This is a genomic window from Psychrobacter coccoides (assembly GCF_017498085.1).
Taxonomy (GTDB): domain Bacteria; phylum Pseudomonadota; class Gammaproteobacteria; order Pseudomonadales; family Moraxellaceae; genus Psychrobacter; species Psychrobacter coccoides.
In genome coordinates, this window is record NZ_JAGBKM010000017.1 from 19,707 (window position 1) to 39,861 (window position 20,155).

Sequence of the window (20,155 nt, forward strand, 5' to 3'; positions counted from 1 at the left end):
CAGAGTCATTTTATATAAAGGAAGCCATCGATATGATTATATTCTTATGCTCACCCAGCGATATATCGGCACCTTGTTTCTTAGCTACGCTACGTCATCAATATGGTATAAAAGCCAAAATCATCACTCCGCAGGAACTGGTCTATGCACCTGCAATGGAACACTGCTTAGATGGACATCATGTCACCAGTAGCGTGACTACAAGTACGCATGGCACTTTAGATGATACCTCGATGACTGCTGTAGTTAACCGATTGGATTGGCTACCAGATGCTCATTTGACTACAGTTAATACCACAGACCGAAGCTACATTCAGCAGGAGTTACAGGCCATTTGGTCCAGTTGGATTAGTGCTTTACCCTGTCTGGTTATCAATAGGCCAACCGCTACTTCTATGTCTGGACCGACATTTCACCATGCCATTTGGCAGCATTATGCTGCGCTTACAGGTCTGCCAACGGCACCTATGATCTATGATTCTGCACAGCCTGAACCTACTCCTATTTTACCAGTACATTCAATTATTGTTTGTCAAGATCGATGTCATAGTACGTCATCGTTATCTCAACTATATGAATCCTGCCGTAATCTGGCTGACTATACGGGGTTTGATATGCTAGAGATATTCTTTGGAGAGGGGCCTGACGGAAAGGTTGTGTTTTCTCATGCGTCGTCGACGCCATATCTGAACCATACCGTTAGCAGTTTAACCTCTCAGATGGCACAAATGCTCCAAGGAGGCACATTATGATTTTATTAGCTGGATTACCAGACGAGCCACCTATTGCACGCGTTGCTACAGCATTAGAAGACTTAGGTATTGACTATCGCATGATAGATCAACGTCAGTACGCAGATCTGCAAATCTCCTTTGATCCAGCAGGTTTTCAGGGCGTATTACAAGGGCATTTATATTGTAAAGGAGAGCAAGACATTACGCTTGAAGATGTTACAGCAATATATTATCGCCTGCACTCTGAAGAAAGCTTTCCTGACTTGTGTAAACTAAAACAAGAAGATCTAATGCGGGTTCGGTTTAGGCGGTTTGTAACCTTGTTCACAGTATTTGCCGATATATGCTCTGGTCGTGTGTTAAACCGAACGCCAGGAATGGGTACTAATAATTCTAAACCATTTCAAGCGCAAATTATCAAACGCTGTGGCTTTGACATTCCACGTACATTAATTACCAATGTACCCGATCGTGCCCGTAAGTTTGTGATAGAAGCTGAAGAACGTAAGCAAGAAGTTATTTTTAAATCTGTCAGTTCGGTGCGTTCAATTGTACGTACTATGACGGCGAAAGATTTAACGCGTTTAGATCAGTTGCGAATATGTCCAGTACAGTTTCAAGAACGTGTTGAAGGTTATGATGTGCGGGTTCATGTAGTAGGAGAGAAAATATTTGCTACGAGGATCAACACGACAGGAGTTGACTACCGTTATGCAAATCGCGAGAAAGACGGCTCGACCGTTCTAGAGCCTTTTGAGTTACCAACACACATCGCTGCACAAGCGATCAAATTATCTCAAATATTAGAGCTGCCACTTGCTGGGATTGATTTACGTCGAACTCCTAATGGCAACTGGGTATGTTTTGAGGTTAATCCTAGTCCTGCTTACTCATATTATGAAGCTAATACAGGTCAACCCATTTCGATTGCGATAGCACAGTATCTGGCTGATGTATAACATTATATACGATTAGTGTGACGCTGTTTTTTGCTTGTACAGTCAAATAAAAATAAGACTGTCATATAAGTTATATACGCTACTGATATAAGTTTTCTTTGCTTGCTGTATTCACAGAGGCTGTAAAAGCTGTACTCTTTTTATTTAGGACTCACTATAACACTTTTAAAGTGAATCGACTATATATATAAATAAAGCAAACATATGTTTATTGCATCTATGTTTTTAGTTATAGCACATTATCATCAATTTGGCTTGCGATGTATTTAGTAGATGGTCTATGTTGGTATTATAGAAAAATTATTTAAAAATAAAGATATGAGCCAGATAAATATTTTGATAAAAAAATAGTTTTTTTATATAAGAGTAATGTATTCCAACTACTATCCAAGAGGATGGTTATTGTGATAATTGGTTGCCGCATACGTTATAAGTATATGGTATAAACTCATACTTACTATCTTTTATTAAATACGAATTTAATGATTGGACTGTAAAAATAATTTGTTTTGATTTGGTTTATTTTTATCAAAAATATACTAATTTTTTATTAGTAATCAAATTTATGACTACATGCTATCTTTTTTATTTGTATTGAAATAAAAAAGTGGAGAATAGGAATGAATAACATTAATGACAACAACACTAATGCACCTGCTGAAGATCCAAACGTAGGTAATAACAACATGTCAAACGAGAGTTCAAACTCTTCATTGAGTGTGGATGATCCAGACACAACCAATGAAAACTTCGACATCTCAGATTCAGAACTAGAACAAGAAGAGGCATACTCTGAAGCAGGTGTATCTAGCGATTTGCTGGCAATCCGAGATGCAGTTGAAGAAACGTTGTCTGCTGCTACAGGAGAATTTGCGTCAATGTCAGACGTACCATCCACTCAAGGCATCGTCGGTGTCGGGATTGGTTTGTCAGATCCAGAAAGTATTGGATTAGGCGTTGGTAATCCAGGTGAGCCAACTTTGACTCTTTTTACTGAAAGTGTACTTTCAGAAGAAGCACTCACAAGCCAAATTGCTCAGATTGCTGGAGCGCAAGCACTTTCTAGTATCCCAATAGAGCAAGTCGTAGTTGGTACAGTCGACGCTTATTCACACCGCGGCCGACATCGTCCCGCACCTGGTGGAGTTTCAGTAGGTCATACTAAGGTGACAGCTGGAACACTTGGCAGCCGTGCCATTGGACGGACAGCACCTTGGAATAATCGACATCTGGTCCTTAGTAATAACCATGTATTGGCAAACTCGAACGATGCACGTGTTAATGATAGCATCATTCAGCCAGGTAGAGTTGATGGTGGCAAACATTCGAGAGATCAAATCGCGGTTTTAGGACGGTGGGTTCCAATTCACTTCGGCGGTAAAGCAAACTATGTAGATGCTGCTTTCGGATGGGCATGGCACCAGCGCATTCGTGGCGAACAGTACTATCAATCAGCTGGTAGAGCGAATTATTATAAGACAGGAACAAAACCACTCACAGCAAAGGTTGGTATGCTAGTTGGTAAGAGCGGCCGTACTACTGGTCTTACTATGGGACGGGTAACGCACATTGGCGTATCAGTAAACGTCAATTACGGGAATGGTCGCATTGCATTATTCCGCAATCAAATAGCAATCCGGTCGGTGATTTCGGGTACGTTCTCTGCAGGTGGCGACTCCGGCTCACTAATTTGGAACTGGAGTCAAGGCTTGCGACCAGTCGGTTTGCTTTTTGCAGGTGGTGGTGGCACTACCTTTGCAAACCCAATTGGCAGAGTGCTTGCAGCTCTTAACATCCGTTTGCTACCTTGAACTCTGTTATAATTATGACGTTGGCTGTCACTCTCGTAGTGGCAGCTAGCTGTGCGTATCTAAACCCAACGAGTCAAGGAACCGCCATGAGTGATACTAAGAACACACAGCCTGACTTTTCAGGTTCTGGCCCTGTTGAGTATAACCCAGCTCCCGAACAGTCAGATAGCGCGCTTGCACCAATACTTGCGCGTGAAGAAGGCAGAATACTGGCTATTGAAGGCGTGACGTCTATAGGTATAGGTGTTGCTCCTGCTGGCAATGAAGTGTTTAAAGTAGGTGTGATAGATGCTAGTGTTGCGTCACGAGTACCTAGTGAGATAGAAGGCGTGCAGGTAGTTATTACTATCACGGGACCAGTAAGAGCGCTACCACTACGTTAATTTGAGTTTACTTTAAATTTTTGATAAATAAAAAATACCGCTGACTGTAAATAGTTAGCGGTATTTTAATATGATGTTATGAATGAACTATAGTCAGTTTAAAACAAAACTGTCATAAGTTAAAAGTGCTACTGGTATAAATTCCTCTTGCGTGCTGCGTTCCCAAAGGCGGCGCAACTGTATTTTAAAAGAGCGCATCCCAGTAACGCTGTAACGCTGTTAAATTAAATCACTCATTCAAATAAAACTCAGCCATGCTATCTAGCTCGGTTTTGACCGCTTTCCAATGCGGCATAACCAGCGTCAGCAGTCGCCAAAACCGCTCACTATGGTTGTGCTCTTTGATATGACACAGCTCATGCAGTATCACATAGTCGATACACTCTTTGGGGGCTTTCACCAAGTGCGGGTTGAGTACTAAATTGCCTTGAGCTGAGCAGCTGCCCCATTGCTTTTTCATGGATAATATCTTAAAAGTGGGTGAGTTATGCACCCAATTAGCTTGGGGCAATACGGCAGCAAGGCGCTCTGCAAATACCATTCTAGCTTTAGCTTGATACCAAGCATCTAACAGTGCCTTAACTTTAGCAGCTCGGTCGCTTCCGTCACTGGCATTACTGTCATCATGAGTTAAGGTAACCGTGAGCTTGCCACGAATCAGCTTCACATTAGCAGCTTGCTCAGGGTCTACAATTACTTTGAGCACGTATCTGCGACCCAAATAAAACTGAGGCTCACCACTGACATAGCGTTTTGGCAGCACATCAGTTTTTTGCTTGGCAAAGTCTTGCAGGTGCTGCCATATCCAGCGCACCCGTTTTTGCACTGATTGATGTATAAACTCATCTGTCACCTGCATCGGTACGCTGACCACCACCCGCTGATCAGGATGCACCTTAATACGTAGCTTACGAGCTTTGTCCTTACGTATCACCTCATAACTGATTTTGTCCTGTCCATAGTACAAATGGTGTAGTAGGCCGTCAGCTTTGGTGGGCTTGCTATCTTCGATAGGCTTCTTGTCATTGTTTGCTGTAGTGTGCTCTAAGCGACTTGCCATGATTAGTTGCCTCTAGAGATACCATGGCGAGTGATACGGATCACTTCATCAGACAGCTTCTTGGCATTGTCGGTACCGATGGCTTTGAACAGTAGCTTTAGTAGCCCAACTTTGATGTCTTTTTCCATCTGTGACGGGTTTAAGGAGTTGACTGCTACCGCTTTATCGACGACGTCATCAATAGCGTAAGCGAAGCTGACGAGTGTGTCCTTGTCTAGGCCGTTTTCTTCTAGAAGACTTGGATCAAATAAGTGCTTGAACAGTCCATAATAGGCTTGTGCATGTTTGTTATGCTTACCTGACTCATCGATAAACTCGTTTGGCACATCAGGTACTTTGCGAGCTTTAACGTCTTGCTCAAAGCCTGCGAACATCATGTACTGCTTGACTGGTGCATCAAACATGGCTTTGGCGTCCTCAATGGCTTTTTTTAGTAGCTTAGAGAAGTGCTCTTGCGCATAAGGATCGTCAGCCAAATCCTCTTCAATCATCTTAGTGACACGGCTGGTGATTTTGTCTGTTTGGTTACGTGCTTCGTCATCACTTAGTGCTTCAGGTTTGATGTCCTTGCCCATATTGCCGACTAGATAAGCGCCTTTAGGCTCTCTGACTTCTATGCCTGCGATATGTTTATTAAGTAGGGTGCGAATATCATCTTCAAACTCATCAAAATTGATGGTTTCATTGGCATCTTCACGTGCCTGTTTACGCAGCTCCACAAAGGCCTTTAAGTCTTTTTTATAACGATCTCGCTTACCCTCAAAAAAGCTGTCTTCAAAGTAGGAGGCCGATTGTAGTGCGACTTTCATCACATTAGCAAACTCAGTTAAAGCGGCATAAAAATCATCACGCTTTTTCAGGCGAGTATCGATAAAGACGCCCTCTCGCTCTTCTATTTTAGGCGATAACGACTGACGCAGGGCGTTGCCATCTTGTTTGTTGCTAACATCAGCAAAAATCGCCCAGACTTTTTTGTGTAGCATCGGCAGTCTTTTGTATTCAGAGTCCATGGCATGGTACATACCCGCCAAATCTTCAATGTCAAAGCCACCTTGGGTACGTTCCGCTAGATCTTGGTATTTTTCAATCGTGGTATCAAGCTCTTTTAGGATGCCACGATAATCAATCAAATAACCGAACTGCTTTTTGTTATGCAAGCGGTTAACGCGAGCAATGGCCTGAATCAAGTTATGACTCTTTAGCGGTTTATCGATATATAGCACGGTGTTTTTGGGTTCATCAAAGCCAGTTAACAGCTTATCCACCACGATCATAATATCTGGGCCATCATCCTCACCAAAAGCATCAATGATGTCCTTAGTATATTGGGTATCGTCCATACCGTATTTGGGCGCGACGTTATCCTGCCACCAGTTCTGGACGATGTCTTTGCTCTCGGCATCGACGACTTCATGACCTTCACGAGTATCAGGCGGTGACATAGCCACGACTGATGAAACCTTACCAATGGCGTCTAAAGCTTGCTTATAGCGAATAGCAGATACTTTAGAATCACAAGCCAGCTGACCTTTTAGGCCTTGCTGCTTGAAGTTTTGGAAGTGGTCGGAGATGTCATGAGCGATCAGTTCAATACGACCTTCGACTTGATAGACTTGGCCTTTTTTGGAAAACTTACGTTTAAGGTCCGCTTTTTGCTCACTGGTGAGCTTTTGTGTGATACGCTCAAACCATTTATCGATTGCGACATCATTGGTATTGAGCTCAGGGATGCGCTCTTCATAGAGTAGGGGCGTGACGGTTTTATCGGCTACCGCTTGCTGCATGGTATAGGAGTGAATGATGGTGCCAAATTTGTTTTCGGTCTTATCATCTTTAAGCAGCGGTGTACCCGTAAAGGCGATAAAGGCGGCATTGGGCAGAGCCTGCTGCATACGGATGTTGTTTTCACCGTTTTGGCTGCGGTGACCCTCATCAACCAAGACGATGATGTTTTCACTAGGGTTATAAAACTCATCGTACTGCGCCGCTGCACCAAACTTATTGATGATAGAGAACACAATACGCTCGTTACTTTTGCCGATCTTTTTGGCTAGGTCTCTACCCGATAGCGCTTTGGCAAGGCGGCGATCTTTATCACTCAGCGCCCCTGCTGAGATAAAGGTACGGGCGATTTGGTTTTCCAAGTCTATTCGGTCGGTCACGACAAACACACGGCACTTGGCAAGATCCTCAAGCCAAATCAGCGCCTTAGATAAAAATACCATGGTAAAGGACTTACCACTACCTGTGGTATGCCAAATCACGCCACCCTCACGGCTTCCTTGCTCGTCAAAATGACTGATGCGCTTGACTAGGGCTTTGATGCCGAAGACTTGCTGATAGCGCGCCACGATCTTACCTGCCTTACTATCAAACAGGGTGTAGTAGCGAGTCATATCGAGCAGTCGGTCAGGACGTAGTAGGCTGATAATCAAGCGGTCTTGAGCGGTAACGGCAAGCGAGCCAGCAGCAAGCAGTGATTGATATTCACGTTTATCATAAGCGCTACGCTGTGCAAACAAGTGGTCGATTTGAGGATCATCTAAGCGTTGGTTTTTTAATTGATGAAACTCAGTCTCGCTGATTTCTTCTTCGATCCATTTAGACCAGAACTTCTCAGGGGTGCCGCAAGTACCGTACAACCCCTCATGACCATTGATAGCAAGCAGCAGCTGACTGTAGGCAAATAGATGCGGAATGTACTTCTGCCCTTGGTTACGGATGTGCTGCGAGATGGCTTGGCTATTGGTGGATTGATGCGGATTGTTTGAATCGGGGCGCTTGGCTTCTATCACTACTAGCGGTAAGCCGTTTACAAAGCAGACGATATCGGGGATGACGTTACTAGTGGCATCAGCGTTTTGCACGACCATCTCTTCGGTGACGTGATAGGCATTGTTTTCGATATGCTGCCAGTCGATGAGCTGAATAGTCGGCGAGGCTTTTTTACCATCGATAAATTCGGTGACGCTAATGCCATAGAGTAGGGCGTCATATAGTTTCTCATTAGCACGAGTGAGCCCGAGGTTCATCGCAGGGTTTAGCTCGCTGATGATCTTGTCGATACCAGCGTCAGACAGATGATGCTGCTGACCTTCAGATGGATAAGTTTGATCGGCTAAAAACTTACGCAGTATAGGCAATAGCATCACTTGATTGCTGCTATTGGCTGATTTTTGTAGACTTGAGCTTTTAGGGCTGCGTAGCTGTAAGCACTCTTGCGGGGAGAGATAGCGATAGCCCAAATTCATGAGTAAGGTAAGGGCAGGGATTTTTGCGCTAAATTCTTCTTTGAAGTTGATTGCTCTATTAGAGGTTATTTCCATAATGGGTGCTCTCTCCAGTTTTCAGGCAAACCCATTGCTGAGCGCCATTTTCTCTCGGCAGCTAATGGCTCTAGTATATTATTTACTTCTACTGCCCAATCATCTCCGTTGCCAGTCTCTTTTAATAAGTGACGCAACATCAATAAAACATAGAATATTCTGTCGTTTCTAGGGGTCATTGGTGGTAGCCAGTTTACATCTTTTGTTCTATCTGGTTTTATTGCTAGCGAGCGATTCCACAAGCGACCATGATGGGCACAAATATTTCTAACATAAGTCAAAGTATGTAGCCAATCGCCAAGCTTTTTGTGATGAAGACTGAAATGGTCAGAAATTAATTTTTTATCTTCAATCCCTTGTGCTCGGTTATTAATCAAACCTCTATATCCAACCGACAATGCACCTAGTGAAATTACTTCGGTAAGCATCCAAATAGGAACCTTTGGAAAGCCTGCATACTTCAAACTGTAATGCTTGATGAAATCATCAGTTGACCAACTTACTTCGTTTTGTATTTTTCCAAGCCATTTTTGATGATCAAATTTAGAGTGGAAGTTACCTTTGTCAGTATATCCAAAAGCACCATATCTATGACCCATTTGATAAGTAAATTGAGTCCTAACAGCGATTTCAACACGTTCGATGGCATCAAGTATTAAAGAGCGTAGCTTACGGTCAAATTCATATAGAGACACGACTTCATTGAAGTTCGTTCCATCCTGAAATTGGCTGGTAACGACATTTTGGTCATTGCGAATTCGAAAGGGATACCAATAGCCGCTTAAACGATAATAGCTAATACTGGCTAACTTGGCTTCGGCAAGATCTTTGTCTTCAAAAAACATGCCTTTTTTCTCAAGACGTGTAATTTGCTGTGCAAAGGTGAGAGGAGGTTTGACATAGGTAACTAACATTGCTTAGCTACCTCATAAAGAGAAATTTTAGATAAAGAAAAACCGCCAAGGTTGCGCGTTACCCAGAGGGCACTAAGCGTGACGGTTATGTTGCGTACATTATACGGCGTATTGACACTTCTGTCAATACATGCATTCAGACACCACTTTTGCATCTTTTCCAAAAGATAATTCCTCAATTATTTAAAATCAGCTCATATTTAGTTTTTTACTTCTATATTTTATCGGTGCTTAAAAAGCACCCTACGCCAAAATCACCCATCAATCCGCACCCGCTTCTTACCCGTCAACAACACCTGCATCAGCGCCTTTTTCTCTTGCTGTAAATCGGCAAGCTGTTGTTCGAGCAATTCGATTTCTTTATCGGCATTGGTTAATACCGCAGCGATCTTTTGTTGTTCTTCAACAGGAGGCAATGGAATAGTAATTTTTACCAATTGCCTTTTAGAAAGGTTAAACCTCGTCGAACCTTGAGCTAAGATAGAAATCTTCCTACGAATCTTACTACTTCTTAACATGTAGCCAATGAAGAATGGTGAGACTCTTTCAAGGGGCTGAAGTCTGAATCCAAAACAGAAAGAGTTTAAATATATATTCTCTTTTGTATCTGAAGTAAATACAGAAGACATGCCTACTTCTTCTGGAGTTTCAGAGGATGTTGTAAAAAAAATATCTCCAAACTGTACTGCGTTCTGTTTTTCATCTGAGCCTATATTTACAAAATCAAGATTATCTGTGTCTATGAAAGTATTTCTAAATATGTTTATGTAAGGGATATACTTTTCACCACTACCGAAATCTACTTTCGTCTTACCAGTCAACCCATTAAAGGTTGAGCCCAATTCACCTAATTTAACCTCCTCCCACTCACCCTCAAACTGCTCACCATTGTCATCAAGCAAACGCTTTTTACCCGTCAGTAACTGCTGCATCAATGCTTTTTTCTGCTGTTTGCTGTTATCAATCAAACGCTCAGTGCTATCAATCGCTTTATCCCAAGTAGATAGGATTTTGGCGATTTTTTGTTGTTCGGGTAGGGGTGGTAAAGGGAACTCAATTGAGTAAAAGTCTTTGTGGTTTAGATCTGGAATTGTACTTGAGCCAGCTTTAGTTAAGATCAAATGCTGAACTCTAGGTGATCTTAGATAATTAACTAAGAAAGTCTTATCAATTTTACTCTTATCAAAATCCATTAAGAAAAAGTTATTGTGAAAAGCACCTTCAATATCAGTTACAACAATTCCAGTATTGCCTGTTCTAGTCATTAGTACGTCATCTTTAGTACAAATAACTCTCTCAGATGGACGTTCTACATACTCACGCGATTGCTGAGCCTGTTTGATCGATTGAATTGTAATGTACTCTTTCGAGGTTTCAGTAGGTTCTTTCAAACGTTTAGAGATCGCAATTTGTAATCCTTGGCGTACTTTCATTACGTCTAGAAATTTTACCCTTTGCCAATCATCAGGAATTATACCTAGCTGTGATGGTTGAGGTTTATTAGGCACCATAACCAAGCTCCTTAAGATAGCTATCCATCTCAGTCTCTAAGCTAGCAAGCTCAGCTTTCAATGCCAAACGCTGCTCTCGTACCGCCACAAGATCAATCTCTGCCTCAGGCTCAAAGGTATCGACATAACGAGGAATGTTGAGGTTAAAGTCGTTCTCCTTAATCTCATCAAGGCTGGCAACATAGGCATATTTATCGACAAACTCACGGTTGTTATAAGTCTCAATGATTTTTGCCAAATTCTCATCCGTCAGCTTGTTTTGGTTCGAGCCAGATTCAAACTCACGACTGGCATCGATAAACAGTACAGAGTCATCAACTTGACCATTGACAGGATCAGCTTTATTCTTCTTAAACACCAATATCGCCGCAGGAATCCCCGTACCAAAGAACAGCTTTTCCGGTAAGCCAATCACCGTATCGAGCAGGTTTTCTTCAATGAGCTGCTGACGGATTTTGCCCTCACTTGAGCCGCGAAACAACACCCCATGCGGCACGACCACACCCATACGCCCTGTGTCGTTCTTAAGCGTTTCAATCATATGGGTGATAAAGGCATAGTCGCCCTTGGTCTTCGGCGGTATGCCACGATGAAAGCGACCGTGTGGATCATCGCTGGCATCCTCATGACCCCATTTGCTTAGCGAAAACGGCGGGTTTGCCGTCACCACATCGAAGCGCAGTAGCGAGCCTTTATCATCAAGCAGCAGCGGATGACGCAAGGTATCGCCCCATTCGATACGGTGGTTGTCCTCACCATGCAAAAACATATTCATTTTTGCCAGTGCCCACGTCGAGCCAATCGCCTCTTGCCCAAACAGCTCATAGTTCTTTGTGCCAGAGTTTTTACGTGCCATCGCCCCGCATTTAATCAGTAGCGAACCTGACCCGCAAGCAGGATCGCAGATCGCATCGCCCTCGACAGGATTTAGGATAGTCGCAAGTAGGGTAGACACCTCAGGCGGGGTGTAGAACTCGCCAGCACTAGCGCCCGCATCAGCGGCGAAGTGCTTGATCAGATACTCATAGGCATTACCAATCACATCCAAGCTACCGACCCGTGACGGGCTGAGGTTCATCACCTCTTTGCCGTAGTCTTCAAGCAAATGCCGCAGTAGCTCGTTTTTCTTCTTCTCATTACCAAGGCGATCCGTATTGAAGCTGATGTCTTGGAATACGTTTTTGAGCTTATTACCGTTGGCTTCCTCTATCGCATGTAGCGCTTCATCGATACGCTGACCGTTACCCGGCTGATGACGCTGCTCGTATAGATCCCAAAAGCTGGCACCATCGGGCAACACAAAGCGCTGGTTGCTCATCAGCTCCTTGACCAAATCGGCATCGCCATACTCGTCCATCAGGCTGTTGTATTCATCACGGTACACATCCGATAAATACTTCAAAAACAGCATGGTCAAAATAAAGTCTTTATAAGTATCGGCGCTGATCACACCGCGAAAGGTGTCACAGGCGTTCCAAACCGCTTTGTTGATCTCAGCTTGACTGATAGGGGAGATAGGAGTTGCAGCCATGTCAGGGTGTTTCCTTAAATGAGTCTATGATTTATAGTTGAAGGATTGATAGTTGTAGGAACTGATAGTTATCGTGTTATTGGTTTAATGCATCTTGCGCACTATATTAGTTTACTGACACGCTTTAGTCTATCGCCATTGTATCAGTGTACGACATTGAGCGTCGCATGGATAAAGCGGTTTTCTGACTTAACGTATAGGGGGGAGGGGCGTCATTCTAAGAAGGCTGCTTAATAAAATAATAGACACAAAAAAACCGCAGACCATAGTTGGTTTGCGGTTTTTCGTACTTCTATAATGGTACCCGGAGCCGGAACAGTTTTATGTAAGTAAGTTTTTGATTTAGTTAAATTTTAATTTTCTAATTAATTTTAGTGTACAAAATAGTGTACATAATAAGCAAGTTTCATATTCCAGCTATGTAAGCTGATTAATCAGTACTATCATACGCTTCATCAATTAGTTGCTGAAGATATTCTGCGCTACTTACTCCATACTCGCTAGCTAATTTTTTAAGCCTATTCATATGGCGTCTGGTTAAGAAGTGCTCTTGAGCTGTCTCAGCATCTTTCTTATCACGAAATTTTTTCTGACTCCAAGCCTTACGCATATTTGAAATAAAGAATCTCTTGTTTGCGGTAGGCGTATATTGGTAGTTCATGTTATGAAAATTATCTATAGTATCTAAACTTGCACAAATTTGCGCAAACGTATCTTTGTTATCTTGAGCCAAAAATAATACATTTTGCACCAGCATTCCAGCTTTTCTAAGATAGTCTACTGCCCAATAGAGTTGATCTATATCATTGATGTCAATCCAATCAGTATATTTACGTTCTGTAAGTATTGAGTGGTAGAGTCGTTTCGTATCGTTGATGACTGTCAGTTTATACTCTAAACCAAAATTATAGTTATTGATAATATGTAGTTGCTCACTATCATTCGAATAAATAGGAGGGTTCAGTAGCATGAAAGAGCAATCTATACCAGTGATCAAATAATCTACGTGGTTACTAAGGCTATTATGAGCTAAATGTATGTTTGATGTAAGGTGGTTATGATAGTAGTTATAAAACCATAGCGAGGCTCTCAAGTCTTTTGTTATCCAATTTGAGCTTTCTTCAGGTACTAAAACAGACTTTACATCATTAAGTAAAACTAATAAGAGGCCTTGGTCTAAATATGTTTGTTGAAGCCTTCTGAGTAGATAGTCCTTATCTCTAATTATAACGATGTCGTTATGATATTGGTTCAGAATAGCTAGAGTTGCAGCTACCTCTCTTTCCGTTAATCCATTAGCTTTATGTAGCAGTTGTTCTTTCGTTGATTGGTTGTTATTCATGAGAAAATCCATATAGCTGAGATAAAGTTACCCGTAAACTGTAAATATTTAAGCAGTATTAAAGTGGAGTTTATAAGGTATTATGATAGTATATCAGTAATTATATCGTAGTATTTATAGTAATACTATTCTGAGTATAAAGCTTAGAGAATACGGGTTTTCTATACGTAGAACCTACCTATTTAGTAACCTAATAATTATATGCCTTTAATAGATGATGGTGGTTTTTACCGAATAATCATCAACCTATAAAATCAGGAATTAGTGCAGTTGTACCAATTGCAAGCGATCAGCTAACTCCATCTTCACTCTCTTCCCTAAAACACAGCGAATTACTGTGTTGCGATTTTCATAAACCCAATGCTGGCTTACACAAATCTTGCCTTTGGATACTCATGAACAGACGGTACTATAATATAAATTATATTAAGTACTACTTAACCAAGGCGGATGCTGTCCGCATCTAGGAATAAAAAAATACACAACCCTATGAATATATGTAACACCCATTCAACTTTATATTCATAGGAAAACAAGCCATGATCTACTCACCTGTTAATCACTCACAGCTTATCTCTAACGTCGACAGACTGGTTAGAGATATATTATTTGGTACGATCAATTTCCAACAAATCAAAAGTCAATTGAACGAGTTCTATTACTCGTTCATGATCAGCCTTGATTTTGAATTTAGATATTCAAAACCAATCCAAGCATTTATAGAAACTACTAATATAGTTATTGGTGATGCTTACGCTTATAACGTCTTTTGGAATGATGAAAAGACAGTGCATTTTATTCGGTTACTGTCAGGTTATGAGAAGGCGATAAAAAAAGACTATAGTGCTTGGCGCTATCAGAGTAATCAAAATGGCAGAAGCTTAGAGACTAATATCAGAACTCTCATATCAGATCATTCAAGATTATTGTTTGTTAGAGTGGATTTAAAGTACATACGAGACCTCAGTTATCACATTACCATTCGTGATTTTGATTTTCATATGAAAAAATTAAGAGATGCCATTCATAATGGTGATACTTGTTTTACGCATTTACTGCGTTACGCTTGGTCATTAGAACAGGGTGAAGACAATGGTGGTTTTCATTGTCATTTGCTATTGATCTTTGATGGTTCAAGACATTACAAGGACAGTTATTTGGCTGATCAAGTTGGGCAAAAATGGCGTGAGATTACTGAAGGCGTTGGATACTGCTTTATCTTAAATACTAAAGAGTATAAGGAAGATCTTGCACGTTACGGCAAGCTTGGTATCGGAATGATCCATCGTAATAACTTACAGGAAGTTGAAAATGCAGTTAACGCTGCCTTGTATCTAACCCGTCCTGATAAGCGTGATGGTAGCTATCAACGTCTTAAGGTGTCTTTACCGAATATGAAATCCTTTGGACAGAGCCGGCTTTCTAGCAAGGTTAACGATTAATACAGCTAAAACGTATCTCATATCAAAATAATTACAGATATATAGTATCCCCATGAGATAAGCACCGATGTCATCGTTGCCTCATCAATCTAACCCTAAACGTATCATCAAGGTCTGCTTTATAGCAGGCCTTTTTTATGCGCCATTATCAAGGAGGTACTATGAAACCTATCTGTCCCAACTGTCACTCTTCTCATGTCATCGAAAATATAGATACCAGTATGCAAAGCATTTCAGAGCATGTGCTTTCACCAAAGCTATTAGTCAGTCTTAGCGTTGGTGTCTGCAAGTACTACAAGATCAATCCCATGATTGGCATGGTCGCAGGCAGCGCCCTTGCCACCGTCATTAATCTGGCACAACAAAGACTGATACAGCCACCACTCATTAAAGCGGCTGTCCTGCCGCGCTATTTATGCAGTACCTGTCAGCATAGCTTTAGTCTCTGACGCCATCATTTATTTAATCACTCAATGATTCATGTATCAAAGCATTGAATCAGTCAAACCACTTATTTTATTTAACAATAAAAGGAAATATTCTTATGGCACATTTAATCGAATCTATGGCATACGTTGGTGACACCCCTTGGCATGGCTTAGGGCAAGAGTTGTCCCCAAAGCAGCCTATAGAGGTCTGGGCACGTGAGGCGGGTATGGATTGGCGTATTGAGTCGTCGGACGTCAGCTACATGGCAACCAATGACAAAGGCCAAAACTTGATCATACCCTTTGACAACAATAAGGTATTGTACCGCTCAGACACACTTGAGCCATTATCAGTGGTCAGTCAGCGCTACCAAGAAGTACAACCGAATGAGATCTTAGAGTTTTATCGCGATCTGACTGAACAAGCAGATTTTGAATTAGAAACAGCAGGGGTATTAAAGGGTGGCCGTAAGTTCTGGGCATTGGCTCGTACCGGTCAATCCGCAACCCTACGCGGTGGTGATGTCAGTCATGGTTATTTGCTACTAGCAACGGCATGTGATGGCACGCTTGCGACCACAGCGCAGTTCACTAATATTCGGGTGGTATGTAATAACACCTTAGCAATTAGTCTGGCTGATGGTAGTGGCGGGGTGGTAAAAGTACCGCACAGCACCACCTTTGATGCGCAGAAGGTAAAGCAGCAATTGGGCGTGTCCGTCAGCCAGTGGGATGACTTTAACTATGAGATGAAGCAGTTAACCAATCGACGAGTCACCCAAGCAGAAGCGGCCAATTACTTAAACCGTGTGTTTAACGATGTGCAGGACGATGGCCTGATTCTGTTTAATACCGCTAAGAAGGAGAAAGAAGCCGTGCCCAATGCCCGCGCCATGAATCAGGTGATGATGATGTTTAACGGTCAAGGTCGCGGTGCTGATCTGGCCTCTGCTAAAGACACCGCTTATGGTTTGCTGTCTGCGATGACAGAATATGTCGATCATGAACGCCGTGCCATGTCGCGAGACCATCGTCTTGATTCTGCGTGGTTTGGTGCTGGGGCGAAACTGAAAGATAAAAGCTTAGAGCAAGCGCTACTGATGATCGCCTAAATCAGCGTATGAAACTTAATGATTAAACCACGCCCTTGAGCGTGGTTTTTTTATGCCGTTTATTCAAGACATTACAGCCATTACTCACCAATAATAAAATTGTCCAAGGAGTTCACTATGAACACGATCGCTTTACACAACACCAATCGCACTCAGCTAAGCGCTAAACGCTCAACGGTTAAGGTTAAGCCAACAGCAACACCGCTAAAGCAAGATAGGACTGTTGATAAAACCAATCAATCTAAACCCTCAAGCAACGCTAAGCGTCTGATCAACACCAAAGACTTAAGCCGTGAAGAGTGGTTAGCCGTTCGCAAGCAAGGCATTGGCAGTAGTGATGCCGCTGCTGCTTGTGGTATCCATCCGTATTTATCCATGCTTGAGCTGTGGATGATCAAAACAGGACGCATGAGCTCAGATATCGATGAGAGTAGTGATAATAGCATCGAAGGTTATGCGCCTTTGTATTGGGGCAATACTTTAGAGCCCATGGTCGCTAAGTACTATCAAGAACATACAGGCAATAAGGTACGGCGCGTCAACGCCATCTTGCAGCATCCTGATGCTGATAAAGCTTTTATGCTGGCTAACTTAGACTACAGCGTGGTTGGTTCAGATGAAGTGCAGATACTGGAGTGCAAGACTGCTGGTGAACACGGTGCCAAGCTGTGGAAGCATGGCGTGCCGTTATATGTCACATGCCAAGTACAGCATCAGTTAGCGGTTACAGGTAAAAGCGCTGCGCATATCTGTGTGCTGCTATGCGGTCATGAAGCCAAGATATACAAGGTTGAGCGTGATGAGCGCTTGATTGCTTCCCTCATCGAGCATGAGCGTCTGTTCTGGCAATACGTGGAAATCGATACACCGCCAACACCTGATCATTCTGAATCTGCAGCCAAAGCATTAAAACTGCTGTATCCAAGCCCTAAGCCGTCAAGCAAGATTGATCTGACGGATGACGACGGGGCCAATAAGTTGTTTGAGCAATTATTAAGCTACCGTGACTATATGCAAGAGCTAGAAGAGCGTCACGATAAGGTCAAGCATCAATTGCAAAGCCTTATCAAAGACAATGAAGTGGCGGTCTTTGATAAGGGCGCGATCTCTTGGAAGCGTAGTAAGGATAGCGTGAGCTTAGACAGCAAAGCGGTGATCAAAGCCCACCCTGAGCTATTGAGTCAATTTAGTAAAACCAAGCAAGGCAGCAGACGCTTTGTGATCTTAAACGACTAGGTACTTATCTCATTAACTACAAATCAATCCACTTATCAAACAACCAAAATAAGCCCATAACAGCCCACCCGCAAAGGTGGGCTTTTTTATGGCTTAAACAATTTATTAAATACACAAGGAATACCACTATGATTAAAGGTCTAACCATAACCCCACCCGTCTTAGGTCGAATCAGCATTGGCCGTGTCATTCAAAAGGACGGCAAACGTCTGCCTGCGAAAGACGATCAATTCACCATTACCAGCCAAGTGCAGAATAAGGATGGCTGGGTCAATCATCCACTAGATGCAAAGCTGCGTAAGGGTACAACCGATAAGCTCAGACAAATACCAGTACGGATGTTGTTTAACGATCCTGAGCTAAACCTACGTGCTGAATACACTTTGTTTGATCGGCAAACAGGCAGACCGTTATGCGTCGGCGATGGTGAGCAATGTCAGCGCCGCACCAGCAATGGTGTTGAGCAACTGCCTTGCCCATCCCCTGATCGTTGCCCACTAGCACAAGGCGGAGCCTGTAAACCTTATGGGCGGCTTTACGTGAATCTGTCAGAAGACGATGAGCTGGGTACCTTTATCTTTCGCACTACTGGCTTTAATAGTATTAGAACGCTTGCCGCACGCTTAAGCTACTTTGCCGCGGTCTCAGGCAATAAACTGTCGTGTCTACCGCTGCAATTAACCCTAAGAGGTAAAAGCACGACGCAAAGCTATCGTACGCCAATCTACTTTGTGGACTTAACCCTGCGTGAGGGCGTCACGCTTAAGGATGCAGTACAACACGCTGGAGCAATTGATCGTGAGCTGAGCGAACACGGCTTTGATCAAGTAGCGTTAGAACAAGCGGCTAAACAGGGTTATAGCAATTCATGCTTTGAGGTCGATGATGAGGCGAGTGAGCTGATGGCAGAGTTTTATCCAGAGGAAGACAGTCTCGAAACTCAGCCACAGACTCGAAAACAGAAACAAGTGAGCAACGGCTTAGATACTCTTAACGTAAGCAGCATTGAGCAGGGATTACGCCAAAGCGTGACAGCAGTGAGCTAGTCCAGCTACAGTCGTTAATAGATAGATACAACATAAAAAGGAGCTGATTCGTTTAGCTCTTTTTTTATGCGTTCAATTCGTGCAGGACTCTATAGGATGCCGTAAAAAAATATAGGTCTCCCTAACTGTATGAGAGGACACGCTCTCATTCACTTATAAGGAGCAAGTCATGGAAAATCTAAATGTAACACAGCCAGTAATCGAGCAGTGCAATCATATACCACAGCTATTAAGTATTAAGGATGTTGGTCATTATACTGGTCTTAGTCGTTCTACAATTTATGAAATGATCAATGAGAAGTCTGATCGTTATGATCCAACGTTCCCTAAGAAGGTTCAACTTACGCAGGTAAGGGTAGTGTGGGTAGCGAGTGAGATTGCAGAATGGATTGAAAGTAAGATAGCTGCTCGTGTTAGCTAGAAAATTATATGAAAATAAGTCGCGTCATGCGGCTTATTTTTCTTGACTGTTGTTTTTCTATCTTTTTTATTTATTAGTATTAATAGATAAAAACTCCTCAATTTAAGTGTTTCTATTTAACTTCTATTTAGTTATTATATGTAATTTAATGTGAGGATTTTTAGATGAATGGCAAAATAATTAACTTTGATGATTATAAAAATACGGGAATAGTTATAGCTGATGATGGTGTTCAGTATGCTTTCGATGGCAAGGATTGGATAGAGAAGTATGCTCCCAAAGCAGGTGATAATGTAGATTTCATGTTCAATGGCACGGGTAGTATCAATCGAATATCTTATCAATCCAGCCAGTCTCAGGTATCTACCCCTCCATCATTACTTAAAGATCCTCAGAACCAAAGTATATCAACTACACCAGAAATTGAAGATTACGGTCGTCCTGGTCATAGTCAACATGATGAAAATATCGGAAGCTTATACCTAGCAGAAAGTAACTACGGAATAGTAGATTGGACGAAAAAAGTATTCAGTAATTATGCGACTTTTACAGGCCGTGCTAGACGAAAAGAATATTGGCTGTTCTATCTAGCAACTATTCTCTTATCTGTAGTCTTTGGATTTATGGAAGGTTTTTTTGGAGCACTTTTAGGCATAGGAACAGGGGATGAAGCTATATCACCATTGATTCTAGCGTTAGTATTCTTTATTCCTACTATAGCTGTAGCTACAAGACGTTTGCATGATACTGGGAGGTCTGGTTGGTGGCAGCTTTTATGGTTTATTCCGATTATTGGCTGGATTGTTCTTGTCGTCTTTCTGGCACAACAAACATCTCCGCAAAGTAATCAGTGGGGATTACCAGCGAAGCGTGTGCAATAGTCAATGTGATTAAAATAG

At 42.3% G+C, this 20,155-nt stretch carries 17 protein-coding genes; 11 read left to right on the forward strand and 6 right to left on the reverse strand.

What is annotated here, in order from left to right; genetic code table 11:
* The first annotated feature begins 32 nt into the window (after positions 1 to 32).
* The 4 genes from J3492_RS09540 to J3492_RS09555 all read left to right on the forward strand — a co-directional run bounded on the left by J3492_RS09540 (position 33) and on the right by J3492_RS09555 (position 3,887).
* Complete coding sequence (locus tag J3492_RS09540; RefSeq protein WP_207991821.1) at positions 33 to 752, forward strand: hypothetical protein; 720 nt, start codon at positions 33 to 35, stop codon at positions 750 to 752.
* Positions 749 to 1,693 carry an ATP-grasp domain-containing protein gene (locus J3492_RS09545; protein WP_207991822.1) on the forward strand — a complete coding sequence of 315 codons (945 nt, stop codon included), beginning with the start codon at positions 749 to 751 and terminating at the stop codon, positions 1,691 to 1,693. Before J3492_RS09540 ends, J3492_RS09545 begins: the two co-directional genes overlap by 4 nt.
* 620 nt (positions 1,694 to 2,313) lie before the next feature.
* Positions 2,314 to 3,504, forward strand: a complete 1,191-nt coding sequence (locus J3492_RS09550; protein ID WP_207991823.1) for a chymotrypsin family serine protease — start codon at positions 2,314 to 2,316, stop codon at positions 3,502 to 3,504.
* Positions 3,505 to 3,590: 86 nt separating this feature from the next.
* Positions 3,591 to 3,887 carry a hypothetical protein gene (locus J3492_RS09555; protein WP_207991824.1) on the forward strand — a complete coding sequence of 99 codons (297 nt, stop codon included), beginning with the start codon at positions 3,591 to 3,593 and terminating at the stop codon, positions 3,885 to 3,887.
* 229 nt (positions 3,888 to 4,116) lie between these two features.
* On the opposite strand, the gene J3492_RS09560 is transcribed toward J3492_RS09555, so the two are convergent.
* The 6 genes from J3492_RS09560 to J3492_RS09585 form a co-directional block, all read right to left on the reverse strand.
* Complete coding sequence (locus J3492_RS09560) at positions 4,117 to 4,947, reverse strand: M48 family metallopeptidase (RefSeq protein WP_207991825.1); 831 nt, start codon at positions 4,945 to 4,947, stop codon at positions 4,117 to 4,119.
* 2 nt (positions 4,948 to 4,949) lie between these two features.
* Positions 4,950 to 8,273 carry a type I restriction endonuclease subunit R gene (locus J3492_RS09565; protein WP_207991826.1) on the reverse strand — a complete coding sequence of 1,108 codons (3,324 nt, stop codon included), beginning with the start codon at positions 8,271 to 8,273 and terminating at the stop codon, positions 4,950 to 4,952.
* Positions 8,264 to 9,187 (reverse strand): Abi family protein, encoded by a 924-nt coding sequence (locus J3492_RS09570; RefSeq protein WP_207991827.1) that lies wholly within the window; start codon positions 9,185 to 9,187, stop codon positions 8,264 to 8,266. The genes J3492_RS09565 and J3492_RS09570 overlap by 10 nt, the downstream gene beginning before the upstream one ends.
* Positions 9,188 to 9,441: 254 nt before the next feature.
* Positions 9,442 to 10,698 (reverse strand): restriction endonuclease subunit S, encoded by a 1,257-nt coding sequence (locus J3492_RS09575; protein WP_207991828.1) that lies wholly within the window; start codon positions 10,696 to 10,698, stop codon positions 9,442 to 9,444.
* Complete coding sequence (locus J3492_RS09580) at positions 10,688 to 12,229, reverse strand: type I restriction-modification system subunit M (protein WP_207991829.1); 1,542 nt, start codon at positions 12,227 to 12,229, stop codon at positions 10,688 to 10,690. The genes J3492_RS09575 and J3492_RS09580 overlap by 11 nt, the downstream gene beginning before the upstream one ends.
* Before the next feature lie 430 nt (positions 12,230 to 12,659).
* Entirely contained in the window at positions 12,660 to 13,571 is a 912-nt protein-coding gene (locus J3492_RS09585) for a hypothetical protein (RefSeq protein WP_207991830.1), read from the reverse strand.
* Positions 13,572 to 14,110: 539 nt separating this feature from the next.
* On the opposite strand from J3492_RS09585, the gene J3492_RS09590 reads away from it, so the two are divergent.
* From J3492_RS09590 to J3492_RS09620, 7 genes are all read left to right on the forward strand, one after another.
* Entirely contained in the window at positions 14,111 to 15,013 is a 903-nt protein-coding gene (locus tag J3492_RS09590) for a YagK/YfjJ domain-containing protein (RefSeq protein ID WP_207991831.1), read from the forward strand.
* A 161-nt stretch (positions 15,014 to 15,174) separates the two neighbouring features.
* Positions 15,175 to 15,462 carry a hypothetical protein gene (locus J3492_RS09595; protein WP_207991832.1) on the forward strand — a complete coding sequence of 96 codons (288 nt, stop codon included), beginning with the start codon at positions 15,175 to 15,177 and terminating at the stop codon, positions 15,460 to 15,462.
* Between the two features lie 95 nt (positions 15,463 to 15,557).
* Positions 15,558 to 16,553, forward strand: a complete 996-nt coding sequence (locus J3492_RS09600) for a DUF932 domain-containing protein (RefSeq protein ID WP_207991833.1) — start codon at positions 15,558 to 15,560, stop codon at positions 16,551 to 16,553.
* Positions 16,554 to 16,670: 117 nt separating this feature from the next.
* Complete coding sequence (locus J3492_RS09605; protein ID WP_207991834.1) at positions 16,671 to 17,789, forward strand: YqaJ viral recombinase family nuclease; 1,119 nt, start codon at positions 16,671 to 16,673, stop codon at positions 17,787 to 17,789.
* A 128-nt stretch (positions 17,790 to 17,917) separates the two neighbouring features.
* Positions 17,918 to 18,835, forward strand: coding sequence for a recombination directionality factor (locus tag J3492_RS09610; protein WP_207991835.1), 918 nt, complete (start codon positions 17,918 to 17,920; stop codon positions 18,833 to 18,835).
* Positions 18,836 to 19,004: 169 nt separating this feature from the next.
* Positions 19,005 to 19,256, forward strand: a complete 252-nt coding sequence (locus J3492_RS09615) for a helix-turn-helix transcriptional regulator (protein ID WP_207991836.1) — start codon at positions 19,005 to 19,007, stop codon at positions 19,254 to 19,256.
* A gap of 164 nt (positions 19,257 to 19,420) precedes the next feature.
* Positions 19,421 to 20,137 (forward strand): DUF805 domain-containing protein, encoded by a 717-nt coding sequence (locus tag J3492_RS09620; protein ID WP_207991837.1) that lies wholly within the window; start codon positions 19,421 to 19,423, stop codon positions 20,135 to 20,137.
* Positions 20,138 to 20,155: the final 18 nt, after the last annotated feature.

What these genes read in the sequence shown, in the direction of transcription:
- J3492_RS09595 (WP_207991832.1), top strand. Translation starts at nt 15,175, where the DNA reads ATGAAACCTATCTGTCCCAACTGTCACTCTTCTCATGTCATCGAAAAT.
- J3492_RS09540 (WP_207991821.1), top strand. Translation starts at nt 33, where the DNA reads ATGATTATATTCTTATGCTCACCCAGCGATATATCGGCACCTTGTTTC.
- J3492_RS09600 (WP_207991833.1), top strand. Translation starts at nt 15,558, where the DNA reads ATGGCACATTTAATCGAATCTATGGCATACGTTGGTGACACCCCTTGG.
- J3492_RS09615 (WP_207991836.1), top strand. Translation starts at nt 19,005, where the DNA reads ATGGAAAATCTAAATGTAACACAGCCAGTAATCGAGCAGTGCAATCAT.
- J3492_RS09590 (WP_207991831.1), top strand. Translation starts at nt 14,111, where the DNA reads ATGATCTACTCACCTGTTAATCACTCACAGCTTATCTCTAACGTCGAC.
- J3492_RS09575 (WP_207991828.1), bottom strand. Translation starts at nt 10,698, where the DNA reads ATGGTGCCTAATAAACCTCAACCATCACAGCTAGGTATAATTCCTGAT.
- J3492_RS09550 (WP_207991823.1), top strand. Translation starts at nt 2,314, where the DNA reads ATGAATAACATTAATGACAACAACACTAATGCACCTGCTGAAGATCCA.
- J3492_RS09560 (WP_207991825.1), bottom strand. Translation starts at nt 4,947, where the DNA reads ATGGCAAGTCGCTTAGAGCACACTACAGCAAACAATGACAAGAAGCCT.
- J3492_RS09570 (WP_207991827.1), bottom strand. Translation starts at nt 9,187, where the DNA reads ATGTTAGTTACCTATGTCAAACCTCCTCTCACCTTTGCACAGCAAATT.
- J3492_RS09545 (WP_207991822.1), top strand. Translation starts at nt 749, where the DNA reads ATGATTTTATTAGCTGGATTACCAGACGAGCCACCTATTGCACGCGTT.
- J3492_RS09610 (WP_207991835.1), top strand. Translation starts at nt 17,918, where the DNA reads ATGATTAAAGGTCTAACCATAACCCCACCCGTCTTAGGTCGAATCAGC.
- J3492_RS09565 (WP_207991826.1), bottom strand. Translation starts at nt 8,273, where the DNA reads ATGGAAATAACCTCTAATAGAGCAATCAACTTCAAAGAAGAATTTAGC.
- J3492_RS09585 (WP_207991830.1), bottom strand. Translation starts at nt 13,571, where the DNA reads ATGAATAACAACCAATCAACGAAAGAACAACTGCTACATAAAGCTAAT.
- J3492_RS09580 (WP_207991829.1), bottom strand. Translation starts at nt 12,229, where the DNA reads ATGGCTGCAACTCCTATCTCCCCTATCAGTCAAGCTGAGATCAACAAA.
- J3492_RS09605 (WP_207991834.1), top strand. Translation starts at nt 16,671, where the DNA reads ATGAACACGATCGCTTTACACAACACCAATCGCACTCAGCTAAGCGCT.
- J3492_RS09620 (WP_207991837.1), top strand. Translation starts at nt 19,421, where the DNA reads ATGAATGGCAAAATAATTAACTTTGATGATTATAAAAATACGGGAATA.
- J3492_RS09555 (WP_207991824.1), top strand. Translation starts at nt 3,591, where the DNA reads ATGAGTGATACTAAGAACACACAGCCTGACTTTTCAGGTTCTGGCCCT.